The organism is Pseudomonas sp. 22085 (assembly GCF_052045815.1).
GTDB lineage: Bacteria > Pseudomonadota > Gammaproteobacteria > Pseudomonadales > Pseudomonadaceae > Aquipseudomonas > Aquipseudomonas glycinae.
This window is the reverse complement of record NZ_JBQEQA010000020.1, coordinates 105,664-119,564: the sequence shown is the minus strand read 5'-3', so window position 1 is coordinate 119,564 and position 13,901 is coordinate 105,664. Positions and strand designations below refer to the sequence as shown.

At 61.3% G+C, this 13,901-nt stretch carries 15 protein-coding genes; all 15 read right to left on the bottom strand.

Translation table 11 applies throughout. The features are described from left to right. Positions 1 to 89: 89 nt before the first annotated feature. On the bottom strand, positions 90 to 1,133 hold the full coding sequence (locus ACTJK7_RS22950) for a phage baseplate assembly protein (protein WP_323151115.1): 1,044 nt from the start codon (positions 1,131 to 1,133) through the stop codon (positions 90 to 92). 3 nt (positions 1,134 to 1,136) lie between these two features. Continuing rightward, positions 1,137 to 2,372, bottom strand: coding sequence for a DNA circularization protein (locus ACTJK7_RS22945; RefSeq protein WP_108559859.1), 1,236 nt, complete (start codon positions 2,370 to 2,372; stop codon positions 1,137 to 1,139). Then, positions 2,359 to 4,377 (bottom strand): phage tail protein, encoded by a 2,019-nt coding sequence (locus ACTJK7_RS22940; RefSeq protein ID WP_323151113.1) that lies wholly within the window; start codon positions 4,375 to 4,377, stop codon positions 2,359 to 2,361. Before ACTJK7_RS22940 ends, ACTJK7_RS22945 begins: the two co-directional genes overlap by 14 nt. A gap of 130 nt (positions 4,378 to 4,507) precedes the next feature. Then, complete coding sequence (locus tag ACTJK7_RS22935; protein WP_003222226.1) at positions 4,508 to 4,804, bottom strand: phage tail assembly protein; 297 nt, start codon at positions 4,802 to 4,804, stop codon at positions 4,508 to 4,510. Then, a complete protein-coding gene (locus ACTJK7_RS22930; protein WP_007908779.1) occupies positions 4,801 to 5,148 on the bottom strand; it encodes a phage tail tube protein in 348 nt (115 codons plus the stop codon). Before ACTJK7_RS22930 ends, ACTJK7_RS22935 begins: the two co-directional genes overlap by 4 nt. Positions 5,149 to 5,215: 67 nt before the next feature. Further along, positions 5,216 to 6,712 (bottom strand): phage tail sheath subtilisin-like domain-containing protein, encoded by a 1,497-nt coding sequence (locus ACTJK7_RS22925; RefSeq protein ID WP_064379042.1) that lies wholly within the window; start codon positions 6,710 to 6,712, stop codon positions 5,216 to 5,218. Next, positions 6,712 to 6,891 carry a DUF2635 domain-containing protein gene (locus tag ACTJK7_RS22920; protein WP_007954893.1) on the bottom strand — a complete coding sequence of 60 codons (180 nt, stop codon included), beginning with the start codon at positions 6,889 to 6,891 and terminating at the stop codon, positions 6,712 to 6,714. Before ACTJK7_RS22920 ends, ACTJK7_RS22925 begins: the two co-directional genes overlap by 1 nt. Then, positions 6,888 to 7,472 (bottom strand): phage tail terminator protein, encoded by a 585-nt coding sequence (locus ACTJK7_RS22915; protein WP_108559855.1) that lies wholly within the window; start codon positions 7,470 to 7,472, stop codon positions 6,888 to 6,890. Before ACTJK7_RS22915 ends, ACTJK7_RS22920 begins: the two co-directional genes overlap by 4 nt. A gap of 61 nt (positions 7,473 to 7,533) precedes the next feature. Continuing rightward, positions 7,534 to 8,562, bottom strand: coding sequence for a phage tail protein (locus ACTJK7_RS22910; RefSeq protein ID WP_108559853.1), 1,029 nt, complete (start codon positions 8,560 to 8,562; stop codon positions 7,534 to 7,536). Between the two features lie 9 nt (positions 8,563 to 8,571). Next, on the bottom strand, positions 8,572 to 8,784 hold the full coding sequence (locus ACTJK7_RS22905) for a tail protein X (RefSeq protein ID WP_064379039.1): 213 nt from the start codon (positions 8,782 to 8,784) through the stop codon (positions 8,572 to 8,574). Beyond that, entirely contained in the window at positions 8,777 to 9,160 is a 384-nt protein-coding gene (locus ACTJK7_RS22900) for a phage tail protein (protein WP_064379038.1), read from the bottom strand. The genes ACTJK7_RS22905 and ACTJK7_RS22900 overlap by 8 nt, the downstream gene beginning before the upstream one ends. After that, positions 9,157 to 11,355 (bottom strand): phage tail tape measure protein, encoded by a 2,199-nt coding sequence (locus ACTJK7_RS22895; protein WP_108559851.1) that lies wholly within the window; start codon positions 11,353 to 11,355, stop codon positions 9,157 to 9,159. The genes ACTJK7_RS22900 and ACTJK7_RS22895 overlap by 4 nt, the downstream gene beginning before the upstream one ends. Positions 11,356 to 11,483: 128 nt before the next feature. Next, the gene (locus ACTJK7_RS22890) at positions 11,484 to 12,065 is read right to left on the bottom strand and encodes a phage tail assembly protein (protein WP_064379036.1); all 582 of its coding nucleotides are present in this window, start codon (positions 12,063 to 12,065) and stop codon (positions 11,484 to 11,486) included. Between the two features lie 161 nt (positions 12,066 to 12,226). Further along, positions 12,227 to 12,733 (bottom strand): phage major tail tube protein, encoded by a 507-nt coding sequence (locus ACTJK7_RS22885; protein WP_064379035.1) that lies wholly within the window; start codon positions 12,731 to 12,733, stop codon positions 12,227 to 12,229. Then, positions 12,733 to 13,899 carry a phage tail protein gene (locus tag ACTJK7_RS22880; RefSeq protein ID WP_074691321.1) on the bottom strand — a complete coding sequence of 389 codons (1,167 nt, stop codon included), beginning with the start codon at positions 13,897 to 13,899 and terminating at the stop codon, positions 12,733 to 12,735. The genes ACTJK7_RS22885 and ACTJK7_RS22880 overlap by 1 nt, the downstream gene beginning before the upstream one ends. Positions 13,900 to 13,901 lie beyond the last annotated feature (2 nt).

Below are 13,901 nucleotides of genomic sequence, written 5' to 3'. Positions count from 1 at the left end.
GGCAAAGTAGTGTTTGCGGTAACCACCGCTATCGCGGGCAAGCCCGCTCCCACAGGGTCAGGTGATGCCAGTCAGGTTCGGCGTCAGGCTCAGGTTTTTTTCGGGGGCGTCGGATTGGCGTCGAAGGTATGCGGCGGCGCCACTTGCAGCGTGGTCACCGAGCCTTGCGCCGACAACGAATACGTAACCTTGGAGATCAGCATGTCGCCATCGAAGCCGAGTACCGGATCCTTGACCTTCACCAGCGTGTTGTGGCGCCACAGATCGCCGTTGGACTGGCGCCAGCCCTGCACCTGATACGTGGTGGTCAGCGCCCGGCCCATGCGCGTGGCGCTTTCCCACTGGGCCCGCTGCTGGGCCAGTTCGAACGTCAGTTGCGAGCCCTCGTTGATGATCGTGGTGCGCCGGCGTTTGAAGCTCAGGTCGGTCGCCGTCGATTCCACTTCGCTGGCTGCCGCCCCGCTCTTCTTGTCGTTGCCCTTTTGCTGGCCGATCACCTTGTATTCGGAGAACACCTGGCTGTGATCCATCGGCGCATTGGCCGAGAGAATGTTCTTGCCCAGCTCCAGCGCATCGCTCGCGCGGCCGCCGCTGCCCGGTTTGGCCAGCACCAGCCGCCCCTCGGCGTCATCGGTGGAAAACACCCGGTACAGCGAGAGCAGACGGTCGATCGACTGAAACACGGTTTCACCCGGAACGATGGTGTGTTTGCTCAGGCGTGCGGTCTCGGGAATTTCGTTGACCACAAACTGCGTGTATTCCCCGGCCAGGGCCTGGACGATGCTCAACAGCGATTGATCCTGCCATTGGCCGGGGATATTTCGCGCCGCACAATCGACCAGATCCTGGGTCTTGGAACTGCCTTCGATGCTCAGGCTGATCTGCCGCCCGTCATAGCTGATCGGGGCCTTGAACACATAACCGGTGAGCACCAGATCCTGGCCGATCCGCACTTCGCACGGGTCGCCGGCCTTGATCCGCTGATCCACGGTCTGCCCCGGCCATTGCCAGGTGATGTCGAGTTTGAAGGTGCGGAACTGGCGCTCCAGGTCCGCTGTGATCTGCACGCTTTTCCAGCCGCCGTATTCCATGTTGTCGACGGTCAGCGTGACGCGGTTGTCCATCTCGCTCATGGCTCACTCCCTGGAAACTTTGACTTCGTTGGGTGGGAAGCTCGGATGAGACAGACCGTTGCGCTGAATGACCTCGGTCACACGGGTGGCGTCGCCAAACTGTTTGTAGGCCACGACCACTGCCGGAAAGGTTTCCTGAAAGGTTTTGCTGACCAGTCGTACACCGGACGAAGCCACGGCCTTGAGGTGCGCGATCAGCGCTTCCTTCACATCGGCGATGGCCTGGTAGTGCGCGGGGTCGGCCTTGTCCTGGGCCTTTTGCAGCGCTTCGTTCAACTCTTTTTGCAGCGTTTGCAGATCGTCGGTGACCGGCACCTCCTGGCGCGTGACCGGCTGCTTCGATTGCTGGTCCAGCGAAGGTGTCGAGGTCAGTTTCACCGGTGTCGACGCCACCGGCATCGAGGCCACCCACTGCGCCACTTTGACGATCAGGGTGTCCTGTACCAGGTTGGCCATCGCTTGCGCGGCGGCGTTGGTGTCCTTGCCGGTGGTGATTTTCGGCGCATCGGCCTTGCGGATGGCTTCGATCTGTTGGGACACGTCGGCAATCACGCCACGGTAGCCCTCCTTCGCGAATGCTTTCAGCTCCTTGATATCGCCGAGCAACCCCTTGAACTCCGCCGCCACTTCTTTGGGCAATTCCTTCACCGCCCTGACCAGCTCGGTGATCTGCTTGTACTGCGCGATCAGCGGTTTGAGCTGTTCCTTGATCACGTCGTACACCCCGGTGAGGCTGTTGCGCAGATTGGCGATGCCGATCCGCGCGGCCTTGATCAGGGTCATCGCCTGTTCGAAGCGCGCCACCGCCGAGCCGAGCAAACCGTCGGCCTTGATCAGCAGGACTTTTTGCGTGCTGACCGTCGCCGTCGGAAACGGCAGCGGTCGGTCCGGGTAGAACTTCAGACTGAACGTCACCATCCCGCCGTCCTGGCGGGTGTGGGTCATGTCGCACTCGCCGACCTTGACCTGCAAGCGTCCCAGCCACGGATGCACCAGTTCGCCGCTGCCCTGCTCCAGGGCCTGGAGCAGCTTGTCGCGCTGCTCCAGGCAATCGGCACCGATGATGAACGCCGTCAGGTCGTGGGTCTTGGCCTGCTGGCCGAGGTCCTCGAAAAACGGCAGGTCGCGTTGCGGGTATTCGTGCAACTGCCCCTTGCGACCGACCGGGGTTTTCGCCTGGTCGATCCAGAAACCGACACCGCGAAAGGATGCCGGCAACAAACGGTCACGCCAGTTCATTGGAACCTCCCATGGAGAGCGAGCGATAGCCGATGCGCGAACTGAGCGCCAGCCCCGGTTGATTGGTTTGCGGTTGATCGGTGCGCAGCCCCGCCGGCGCGTTTTCGAAGCGTACTGTCAGGCCGCCTTCGAGTTGCGTGCGGTTGTTGGCGGCGCTTTGCTGGATCAGGGCGCCAGAGGATTGCGGCAACGAACCGCCCTGCAACGCACTGCCACCCTCGGGTTTCGGACTGGCACCGAAGAAGGCCGGCGCCAGTTCACCCTTGCCTTCGGCATTGGTCTGGCGTTGCGCTTCAGTCAGGGTTTCGACCTTGCCGGTGACCTTGGCGATCAGCCCGGCGAAACCTCCATCGAACAACTCCTTGATCGGCGCGATGACGGTTTGCAGCTTTTGCCACAACTCGCCGAACCACCCGACAATCGGCCCCCAGCTCTCGATGATCTGATCCAGGGGTTTCCATTCGAACAGGCCGTGCAAAAAGTCCACGACCGGCGCGGACAGCGCCAGCACAACACCCCACAGCGCCGAGAAAACCTCACCGATCGGCTGCCAGTACTGCGCAATCTGCTCCAGTGGCGACCACTCGAACAGACCGGTGAAAAAGCCTTTGACCTGTTGCACTGACGTTTGCAGTGCCGTCCAGATCGGTTCGAAGAATCCGACAACACCACCCCAGGCGCTGGTGATCATTTCCATCGGGAAAAAATCGAACAGTGCCCGCAACGTATCCCGGGTGCTTTGCACGGCCGATTGCAGCGTCGTCCACACCGGCTGGAAGTACGCAACAACACCGCCCCAGGCGCTGGTAATCATCTGCATGGGCGAGAAGTCGAACAACGACACCAGAAAATCTTTAGCCGGTTGCGCGACCTTTCGCAGGCCGCTGAACATCGGTTCGAAGAACCCGACAACACCGCCCCACGCACTGTTGATCATCTGCATCGGCGAGAAGTCGAATAACGACACCAGGAATTCTTTCGCCGTTTGCGCGGCTTTTCGCAGGCCGCTGAACATCGGTTCGAAGAACCTGACAACACCGCCCCACGCACTGTTGATCATCTGCATCGGCGAGAAGTCGAACAGGTTTCTGAGGAACGCCATCACCGGCACACTCAAGGCCTTGAGCAGTTCCCAGATCGCCGAAAACAGACCGGTCAACGGCCCCCAGTTTTCCAGGATCAGGCCTGCGGGCGACCACGAGAAAACCGACTTGAAGAAGTCGATCACCGGCGCGGTCACGACCTTGACCTTGTCCCAGATCCCCGAGAAGAAACCGGTGACCGGTTCCCACAGCGCCGCCAGTGCCTCCAGCGGCCGCCAGTCGAGTACCGAGCGCAATGTCGCCATTGCACTGGCCCCGGCATTTTTCACGCTCTCCCACAATCCGGTGAAGAACGCGGAAATCGGTGTCCAGTTGGCCACGATCAAACCGGCCGCCACGGCAATGCCCATGGCGATCAGCATGATCGGGTTGGTCTTGAGCACCATGCTCATGACGTCCATCACCTGAGTCATACCGGTGACGGCGGCCTGCATGGCGGAAAACGCAATCGCCCCCGCTGCCAGGCCTTCGACCAGTTTCGGGTTGTCGGCCAGCAGGCTGCCGACCTGGGTCAGCATCGGCTCCAGCCCGACCACCAATGCGCCCACCGCCGGCACCAGTGCGGCGTCCACCGCAGCGGATACCTTCTCCATGGATGCGCTGAACACATTCATGTTCTGCGCGGCGGCTTTCGGTGTTTCCGGCAGGTCGACGGTTTTCGCCGTCTCGCTGACCTCGGCAAGCTTGCCCTGAAACGCCGCAGCCGATTTGATGCCGTCCACGAACGGCGTAATCACGCTGCCGCCCTTGAACAGACCGCTGATGTCCAGTTTGCCGAGGCCGGTCTGTTCGAGGTTTTTCTTGAAGTCATCGACCTTCACTCGCAGGGCGCCGAGTTTGGGTGACAGTTCGTCGATGCCGGTAAGCAGCACCGACGCTTTAGCTTTGGTTTCTTCTGCCATCACTGCACCTGCTGCATCGCATTGATCCGTTGCGCGTGCTCCAGCGATTCGCGAAGCACATCCAGTGGCCTGGCCATCATCTGTTCGGGGTCAACCTTCCAGAACCAGGCCAGGTCATAGGCGACCGAAATCAGGTCGGTGATGGCTCCGACGCCGCACTCATGAAAAAACTCGCAACGGCCCAGCTCAGCGCATTGAGGTCAGCCAGGTCCAGCTGGTTGACCGACGACGGCGGAATGCCGGCGCACACGGCGATGTATTTGGCCGCCACGTCCATGTCGAGGCTGACCTCTTCGCTCTTGTCGATCTTGTACGGCAGCGCCTTGATCGCTCGCACCTCCTGCACCGTCGGACGGCGCAGGACGAGTTCGGTCAGGGGCTCGCCGTGAGCTTCGATCGCAACCTGAAGCTTCACGGCGCCGCTCATTGCCAGGTCCCCTTGATGCCTTCGAATTTCAGTTCGATGGTGGCGTCATCGCCTTTGGAGACGGGCTCTTCGACCAGGTAGGCACCGGCCAGTACATAGACTTTGCCGTTGCTGAATTCGCAGGTGACGGTGATGTCGGTGCCTTCGATCAGCTTCTTCAGCGGGAAGTCGGCGGTGTGCAGCGCGGTCACCTTGAACGATGGCGCGATGTCGGTTTCCTTGTAGAAACCCGGCACGACGGTTTCGCGTTTGACGGCCATCAGCGGGGCTTCGCAGCCGCCGTTGATAGTCAGTTGTGCACCGTCGACCTTGACGTAGCAGGTGCCTGCAATCAGTTGACCCATGGTGTTACTCCCTTCAAATAAAAAGCCCACGCAAGGTGGGCTGAAATCACAGTGTCAAACGGGCCGATCAGGCGACGTCGTCGTACTGCAGGCGGAACTGGTTGAGCAGTGCGAACACGCGCAGACCGTTGATGTAATCCGGCGGGAACAGCACGTTCACGCGGCTCGGGTCCTGCACGTCGCGCTCGACGATCAGGTGCTCGGCGAACAGCTCGGCGTTTTCCACGTGGCCTTCGAGTTCGAGCTTGGCGTACTGGGCGATCAGCTCGCCGCGAATGGTCGCCGGGGTGACGATCGGCTGGCCGGCGCCGAAACGGGTGCCGTCGGAAGCCAGTTTGTGGCGACCGTACTTGCTGGTGATCACGCTTTGCAGACGACGCACGATGAACGCCGACTGGTGCATGGTTTCGCTGTCCAGGTACGAGTTGTCAGCCTGGCCGTAAGCGTTCTTCTGGTAAGTGGTGATCGAGCGCTGGATGCGCACGTAGCCACCTTCGTAGTACGCGGTGGCGATGCCGTAGTTGAGCAACGACTGACGCTCGGTCAGGGTGAAGCGCTCGCTCGCTGGGGCCGGATCGACGCCTGGCAGGCTGCCGCTCTGGGTCGGACGGCTGGCGTCGGCGGAGATGAACACCGCCGTGCGCGCAGCCAGTGCTGCGGCCTGTACCCACACCGGTTGCGGAACGCCCGGCTCCAGCGCCTGAATGGTCATGTGCTGGTCGTTGCGTGCCTGACCGGCTGCCACCAGCGTGCCGACGGTGCCGCGCTTGGCGCTGTAGACGTGACCGAACAGTTGCTTGGCCCACGACCAGCGACCGGTGCTGTCGTCCATAACCGCTTGCCAGGTGTTGAGGGTGGCCAGGTCGGACCATGGCAGTGCGATGAATTCGAACGGCTCATCGCCCAGTGCAGCAACCGCTTCAACCTGGTCAGGCACACCGACGCCGCCGGTCATGGCGGTGATCGCGGTGGTCAGGCCGGCCGGGGTTTCTTCGCCGTTGCTCTTGCCCAGGCGATTGAATTGCAGGCTGATGTCGTTGCCGCTCTCGCCGGTCCATTTGGCGTTCAGAGTGACGACGCCTTCAGCGGCCGCAGCGCTCACCGGCAGATCGGCGGTGGCGTTGATTTTCTGGGCCAGGGCGCTGGCCGCCTGGGCAGCGGTGGCACCGTTGACCACGGTAGCCTGGACGCGGACGCCGCCGACATACAGGTTGAGCACGCCAGCCTGGGTCGCGGTGCCGGTCAGGGTCAGCACGCCTTTGGCGATGGCGCCGGTGGCGTTGTGCAGCGGCAGGCACCAGATCTCACCGATCGGGTCGGCCTTGCGGAAGGTCTCGTACATCGACGCCAGCATCGAGCCCTGGCCACCAATGCTCTTGGCCAGCGCCACGCTGGAAACCAGCACCAGTTTGCCGACTTCGCCCGGGGCGATGTTGTCGTTGACCTGCGCCACGATCAGGCGGCGCATGGACGAGGACGCACTATTGGCGGCCGAATTGTCCATTTCGGCATAGAACAGCGGTACACGAATGTCCGCAGGAATGTTGCTGAATCCGATCGCCATTATTTGGCTCCCTTTTGTTTGGCTGTTGCGGTTTTGAGGGTGATATCGCCGTCGGCCAGACGCCGGCGCCACCAGGCGCTGTCCAGCACTTCACGGCCTTCCAGTGGCAGCAGGTCGCCGGCTTCCGGGTCCGGCACGGCACGGCCGGCGGCCGGCACTACGGTGATGCGGTTGCTCATGGGGTTACGTCTCCAGAGAAAGTCATTTCCACGCGCCCGTCAGGGCCCGGGCGTTTCAGGTTGGGGTCGGCCGGGTCGATCGCATCGACCCGCACGGTGGCCCCGGTAAAGGACGACAAACCGTCCAGTTCGCGTTCGTGCCAGCTCTCCGCAGGCTGACTTGGCAGATTGCGGCCCAGCTGGAACTCGGCAAAAAAGCGCAGCCGGTAGAACGCGCGGCTGCTGTTGATCGAGACCGTTTCGCCGCCGTCGTAAACGATGGCGCTGTAGTTGGAATCGGGTTTGAACCCCACCAGCGCACGCCACAGTTCGGCGCGCAGGTCGTGCAACAGATCAAGCGCTTTTGTAGCGTCCGTGGCATCAAGCACCAGGACGATTTCGAAGCGGTCGCGGATCGGCTGGATGGCGGAGTTCTGTGCGGTGCTGGCGCTGGCCAGATCCTCCAGCGGTAAAACATGGGCCGAGGGCATCGGCAGATTCGGGTCGCCTTGCAGAAGCACCAGGTCGACACCTGTCGCGATATGGCCGGCAAGGCTTGGGCATTGCGCACGCAGCTGCGTGAGGATCGGGGAGATCTTCATGGGGAGCGTTCCAGGATGTGTGAGTGACCACAGTGAGGTGTGTGGCGGTGAGACCGGGGGATCAGTCCCTGGCTTTTGCCTCGGGATCCCGACCGGTCGCTTCGATCAGACAGCGATAGCTTTCTTCGCGCTTGCCACTGGCGGTGACCTTTTCAATCGACCAGCGCCCGCGCATGAAATCCGGCCAGGTATCGTCGAGCACCAGCAGACCTTCGGCCGCCAGCAACGGATCGCCCGGACAGGTGACCTTCAGCTTGTATTTCTCGCGCAGCATCTTGCGCACTTCGGCCTCGCCGATGGCTTTGGCTTCTTCTTCGCTGGCCAGTTTCTGGCGGATGACCTTATAGGGTTCGGAACCGGTGATCACTTCGCGCAGCTTGCCGAGCGCACTGTCCCAGAATGAGGTTTTGCAACCCTGATTCTGGGTGCGGGCGGTTTCTTCCAGCGTGGCGCTGATGAAGGCGTGATCGCCCGGTCGATTGTTGTGGGTGACCGCCAGCCTGACGTCCGGTATGACCTGGCCCGACAGGTTTTTGAGCTGTGCCGGTTTCGCCAGTACGTAGAGGTCGTTGAACGGTTTGGCCACCGCGTCGTACTTTTTCGCCAGGCGTGTGATGAAGCCCATGTCGGTTTCGTTCGACTGGTCGACATGAGCGATCCTGATCAGCGCCAGTTCGGGATCCACGCGCGGCGAGAATCCGTGTCTCGAGACCAGCTCGCGAAACAGTCCGCCAAGGGTTGTAGGGCCATGACTGGCCGTGCGCCGTTCCTTGAATCCGGTGTCGTCCTTGCCGCTGAAAGGCGCGGCGGTCGCGACCAGCGTCAGGCGCAGCGGGAACAGCGTGGGTGTCAGTCGAGTGACCTTGAACTGGCCTTTTTCGACCAGCCCGGTCTCCAGATACCCCACCCGCAACCCGATGGTTCCGCCCAGGGTCGGCAAGCCTTCAAGGCCTTCCAGGTCGATCACCAGCGTCAGTTGATCGGACTCCATCCCGGCGGCATCGATGTGTTCCCAACTGATCAGGCGCTGGTTGAGCAGGTCCTTGTGGGCGCCGTAGATTTCGATCGCCGGCGTAAATCCCTGTGCCATGCAGCCTCCTTAATCCCAGGCCAGAACCGGTTTGATTGCGGCGGGTTTCGAATCGAGTTCCGGCAGCGTCACCCAGACACCGGCCGGCAGGATCGGGCCCTGCTCGGCCAGGGTCGGGTTGAGTGTCCACAGGGCTTCTTCGGCGCTGTCATCGCTGCGACCGGTTTCGCGGTACAGCAAAAGATTCACCGAATCACCGGCCACGCTTCGTACCTTACGCATTGTTGAACTCCGACAATCCGATGACCCACTTGATCACCATCGCGGTGCCGTCATCGATGACCTCGCTCTGGTTTTCGTCGATGCTGTTGATCCGCCACAAACCCCAGTTGCGGCCGATGCCGTCAATCAACGGCAACGGTGCACGCAGTGCTTGCAGCGCACGAAGTTCATCGAGCCGTTCCATCCCCACGGCGTACATCGAGGTACCGGAGATGGTCAGGGTTTCAGGCTTTTGTCCTGTCTGATGGGATCTGGGTTTGCTGTTGAGGATCTGCAACTCGGTCCAGCCACCCTCGGATTTTCGCGACAGCGTGCTGTAGGCAAAATCCCGGGACAAACCGAAGATGAAACTGCCCAGTGCCATTTGTTGTTTCATGTACCGGCTCCGTCAGTCAGGGCTGCATCGCGACGCGTCCCGAGTGGGTTACCGCCCATCAAAAGCGGCATGAATTGGCCATGGAATTGACCGGAAATCTGTTGCTCGATAATCGAATGAATCTGTTGGGCAGTGTCGGGGGCAGGACAGGTGACCTGGATCGTCGGAGCGAAGGAAATCTGCTGGTTCTGCGTCTGTGCACCCGCCAGGTCTTTGGCGACTTCGGCCGGCGGGGCGAGTTTGTCCGGTGCGCTGGACATCAGTTTCTCACCTAAAAACTCCCCTCCTTCAGCACCCAGCCATCCCCCGACCAGTCCACCGATGAGACCGCCAAGTGCAATACCCGGCGCCAGCCCCACACTTCCTATGGAGGCGCCGATCGAGCTGCCGGCGACTGCGCCAGCCCACGCACCACCGGCGGCACCGAGACCTTTGCCAATCTGTTGTTTGTCACCACTGACAACACCTTCGGCGACAAGCGAAGCGCCAATCGCCGCCTTCGCCTGCCAAGGCATCCAGCGCGAGGCCGGCTGCACCGATGCGAGCACAGGCTCCAGCCGCGGAGCAGCAACCCTTGCGGTCTGTTCCAGTATTTTCAGACCATTGCCAGCGCTGGCACTGCGACTGGCCAGAGCCAAGCCCTGAGTTTCAGCCACGGCCGTCGCAGAGGTTGCTGCAGACAAGCCGAGCTTTGAACGACCGGGAAGGTAACTGGCGGCTTTATCCACGATCCCTTTGCCGACCCGGTCTTTCAGTTCACCAACCACCGCATCGGTCACGGCGTCGAACACCGGTTTGATCCAGGCCGTCGCCGTCAGAACTGCACCCGTGGTTTTCGGGTAGGTCTCGGCCAGATCGCTCAGCCTGTCTATCGAATGGCTCTCACCGGGCGTTTCGATATCCGGCGCCAGTGCATTGCCTTTGGCGACCGCCAAACGTTCCTCACGGGCATTCCTGATGTTCCATTGCCCCTGCTGAGTATTGGCAAGTGCCTGTGCGGACTCCCTTACCGAGCTTTTATCACCCAGCTTCGATGTCGCGTATCGGCTTTTGTCGCTGACCAGGTAAAAGGCTTCGTTCACCTTGCCGAGGTCCTGAGACAGCGACAACGCGGCGTCTCCACTGTCCGCGAACAATGTCCGGGCCAATGTCGAGCGCTGCTCCACCGGTCTGGTATTCAAGGCCGCAAGCACCGACAGAACAGCGCCTTGGGCATTCTGTTTGTCAGGATCACGCATGGCTTCGGCCACTGCCTTGGGATCCAGGCCCAGTTGCTTCCAGGCACCTTTCTCGGCCATCGAGGCTTGATCGCCCTTGCCCAGTGCATCGGAAATGTTCTTCAACGCATTGCCGGCATCGTCTTTTTTCGCGCCGCTGTTCAGCAGCGCTGCCGTCAATGCCGCGGCCTGCTCAGGCTGCAAGCCTGCGCTGATTGCCGCCTCGCCTGATTGCTGCAGAACAGAACCAATATCAGCCGCCTGGACATCTCCGGGTATTTTGCCGAGATGATTGGCCGCATCCGCCAGATCAAGGGCTTGATCGCGCGAGAGCTTCATCGAAGTGCGCCAGACCTTCAACATTTCACCGGCTTCCAGCCCGGTAACTTTGAATGCCGATGCAGTAATGGCCGCATCGCTGGCAAAAGTGAGCAATTCGCGTTTCTTGCCCTCGGCGTTTACCGCTTCGCTGCCGACTCCCGCCTTGGCTGCCAGTGTTTCAATCCTGACCAGCTCAACCCCGGTAGTGCCTCCGGCGGCCACCAGAGTGGCACTGGCCATTTTCAGGCTAGTGAGGGCCATGTCTTTCCCGTCATCGCGGGAAAGCTGCGCCACACTCGCAAGAGTGGCCGCTGCCGAATCCATGGTCATCGCCGCCTTGCGCGTCTCGGGAGGCTCAGCGCCCCCGGAGGATTTTTCCGGTGTTTTCTGCCCGCCGGATGACTCACTCTTCGCTCCGGCACTCGCAGCCTGTGGCAACCCACGCAAGGCGGACAGGGTCACGCTCAATGCATCGATTGCCGAAGTCAGCAGAACGATTTTTCCGCTGGCCGTCAGCAGTGCCTGGCGCAGGTCGCTGGTCTGATCCAACGCGGTTTGCCCAGCAACTGCGAGCGCGGCCGTGCTCAGAGTGATACTGCCAAACCCTGCGCCGGCGCTGTCGCCGGCATTCATGAGCGAAATCTTGCTCTCTGCCATGCCGCTCTACTCCTGTTTCACGCCAAGGCGAGTGATCGCTATGTCGTAGCGGCGCAACGCCTTTTCGGCGTCCCACTCCAGAATTTCCGCCTCACTTACCGGGTAAATGAGCGGCACGATATCGAGGATTACTTCGATGTCGCGTTCTGAAAGAAGGCCGCCGGCTGGTTTAAAAAATCGTCGATGCGCACCTGCAATTGGGTCCAGTCCGGCACGCTCAACAGGGCCAGATCAGGGATCATCAGGCCGGTGCAATGGGCGGTGATGAACTCGGCGCGTTCCTTGGCCGTTTTCAGTTTCTTCATCACCTTGGTGGCCCGCAGCGCCGGCATTTCCAGGCTCAGCGAAGTCACGGTGCGGCCGGTGACGGCGAGCGGCAACAGCAGTTGCACCTGATCGGGATCATCGGATTTTTCCGCGTCTTCGACCTGTTCGAGAAAGAACGACGCCGGACGGGTCGAGAATTCGTGAACGTACTGCGCGATGGTCACGTAGTCCGGACGCTTGAGCTGGTCGAGTTCCTTGACCGACAAGCCGGTGGCCAGCAGCGCCAGTTCGAAGAACTGGTCGTCTTCGTCGTCGCCGGCGCGTTCCAGTGCTTCTTTCTGGGCGGCGTAGAACAGCGGCTTGAGCTGGATCGATTCGATCTGCGAGCCGTCGTCACCGGTGATCGGCGACAACAGGTCATGCTTGGGTGGCATCCACGACATGTATGAATTCCTTGGTGATTCTTGAGAGGGTGTTGCAGTCCCTCGTGGGAGCGGACTTGCCCGCGATGAGGTCGGTACATCCAACATTGATGTTGATTGCCCCGCCGCAATCGCGGGCAAGCCCACTCCCACAGGGTTTTGTGATTGCCTCTGGCCGAGGCTTACGGCATCAGCACCGCACGACGGGCATCACCGAGGATGTCGACGCCGTTGAGCACGAACTTCTGGGTGCGCACGTCGATGTCGATCACCGGAACGCCGTTCTCCAGGCGGGTGTAAGTCCGGCAGGAGAGCTCCAGCGTGGTCTTGGGTTTCTCGCCCATTTTGATCGTGCCCTCATCGAGGATCTTCAGCTTGCCGCCCACGGTGTGGTAGGTGAACCAGGTGTTGCCGTCCTGATCCTGACCGGCTTCGCGCACGTTCAGCAGGATGTCTTCGCCCAGCTTCACACCCAGTGCAAGCATGATTTCCGGGCCGGTGCCCTGCAGGATCAGCTTGGCGCCGAGTGCCTTGGCGCTCTTGGCCATTTCCTCGACGATGAAGCGCCCGCCCGTCATGTTTTCCACATCGAATTCGATCTTCGGCGGGGTGAATTCCTCCACGGTCGCCGACAGCGGCAGGCCTTGCAGGGTGGCCGCGATGGCCTGGCGATTACGGTTGGTAAACATTAGAGAACGTCCTCCAGGAACTGCTCGATGATTTCATCGCGGGCGTTGAGTTGATAAACCATGTGTTCGTTCGGCGCGTAGCGGCCGTAGTCGATGACCACGTACCAGGTGCCGTTCTTGTACTTCTCGACGCTGTTGAGTTCCGGGTGCAGATACACGCTGCCGCCGGGAATGGTTTCGTCGGCGACCAAGGTCTGCAGCCAGTCGTTGATGCGTTTGACTTCCTGATCCATGAACGACTTGGTCAGGTTCTTCGCCATGGCTTTCTGGCCGGCCTTCACCAGCTTGCGGCTGATCGCGTCTTCCAGACCGACGTAGCTGATGAACTTGCCGGTGATCGAACGGTTGCCCAGCAGCGAGAAGCCGCCAAGGATGGTGCGGGCGTAGTAGCTGACGCCGTAGCGGTTGAGCAGATCGCCTTCGGTGGAGGTGTCGAGGATGTTGTATTCCACGACCCGCGACACGTCTTCGGCGTAGGTCACCTGGTTGCCCGGGCTTTCCCATTGCTTGACCTTGGCCAGCGCGGCAATCGCCAGACTGGATGGCGCGAGGAACACGTTTTTCTTCGCCGCTTTCGAGTACACGGCAGGCATGTTGTGCACCACCAGGCAACGGTCGAAACCCAGATCCGCACCGCCCAGTTCCTGGCTGTACAGCACCTGGTCGGCGACCGAGGCGTCCTTGCCGTCCAGCACCACACGGGCCTTGATGCGCTTGCCGAACGAGGCGAACTCGCTGGCCACAGCCTTGGTGCCGGTGAAGCCCGGCGCGCCGATGATGGTCAGGTCTTCCGGGACACTGCCCAGTGCGGCCAGACCGAGCTTGCGGCCGGTGGCCGGTTCAACACCGCCGATCACGGCGTTGACGGTATCGGCCGGGGTCGCGCCCGCTTCGACGATCACCACGTACACCGGCACCTTGACCACTTTGAGGATCTGGTAGACGGCGTGGTACAGGGTGCCCTCTTCGGAACCTGTCGGATCGAGCAGCGCATGGGTGGTGAAGCTGTTGATGCGAAACGGTGCGTTACGCGGAATCAGCGGATCGGCTTTCGGCGCGGTGCCGACCAGACCGATGACGTTGTCACCCAGGCCACCCATGGCCTCGGGGGATTCGGTGGCATTGACGGTAATGCCGTTGTGCTCGAAGTTCAGAACCTCAGCCATAG

Bases quoted from the DNA above. Each gene is read 5' to 3' on its own strand.
- ACTJK7_RS22950 (WP_323151115.1), bottom strand. From the start codon at position 1,133: ATGAGCGAGATGGACAACCGCGTCACGCTGACCGTCGACAACATGGAA.
- ACTJK7_RS22945 (WP_108559859.1), bottom strand. From the start codon at position 2,372: ATGAACTGGCGTGACCGTTTGTTGCCGGCATCCTTTCGCGGTGTCGGT.
- ACTJK7_RS22940 (WP_323151113.1), bottom strand. From the start codon at position 4,377: ATGGCAGAAGAAACCAAAGCTAAAGCGTCGGTGCTGCTTACCGGCATC.
- ACTJK7_RS22935 (WP_003222226.1), bottom strand. From the start codon at position 4,804: ATGAGCGGCGCCGTGAAGCTTCAGGTTGCGATCGAAGCTCACGGCGAG.
- ACTJK7_RS22930 (WP_007908779.1), bottom strand. From the start codon at position 5,148: ATGGGTCAACTGATTGCAGGCACCTGCTACGTCAAGGTCGACGGTGCA.
- ACTJK7_RS22925 (WP_064379042.1), bottom strand. From the start codon at position 6,712: ATGGCGATCGGATTCAGCAACATTCCTGCGGACATTCGTGTACCGCTG.
- ACTJK7_RS22920 (WP_007954893.1), bottom strand. From the start codon at position 6,891: ATGAGCAACCGCATCACCGTAGTGCCGGCCGCCGGCCGTGCCGTGCCG.
- ACTJK7_RS22915 (WP_108559855.1), bottom strand. From the start codon at position 7,472: ATGAAGATCTCCCCGATCCTCACGCAGCTGCGTGCGCAATGCCCAAGC.
- ACTJK7_RS22910 (WP_108559853.1), bottom strand. From the start codon at position 8,562: ATGGCACAGGGATTTACGCCGGCGATCGAAATCTACGGCGCCCACAAG.
- ACTJK7_RS22905 (WP_064379039.1), bottom strand. From the start codon at position 8,784: ATGCGTAAGGTACGAAGCGTGGCCGGTGATTCGGTGAATCTTTTGCTG.
- ACTJK7_RS22900 (WP_064379038.1), bottom strand. From the start codon at position 9,160: ATGAAACAACAAATGGCACTGGGCAGTTTCATCTTCGGTTTGTCCCGG.
- ACTJK7_RS22895 (WP_108559851.1), bottom strand. From the start codon at position 11,355: ATGGCAGAGAGCAAGATTTCGCTCATGAATGCCGGCGACAGCGCCGGC.
- ACTJK7_RS22890 (WP_064379036.1), bottom strand. From the start codon at position 12,065: ATGTCGTGGATGCCACCCAAGCATGACCTGTTGTCGCCGATCACCGGT.
- ACTJK7_RS22885 (WP_064379035.1), bottom strand. From the start codon at position 12,733: ATGTTTACCAACCGTAATCGCCAGGCCATCGCGGCCACCCTGCAAGGC.
- ACTJK7_RS22880 (WP_074691321.1), bottom strand. From the start codon at position 13,899: ATGGCTGAGGTTCTGAACTTCGAGCACAACGGCATTACCGTCAATGCC.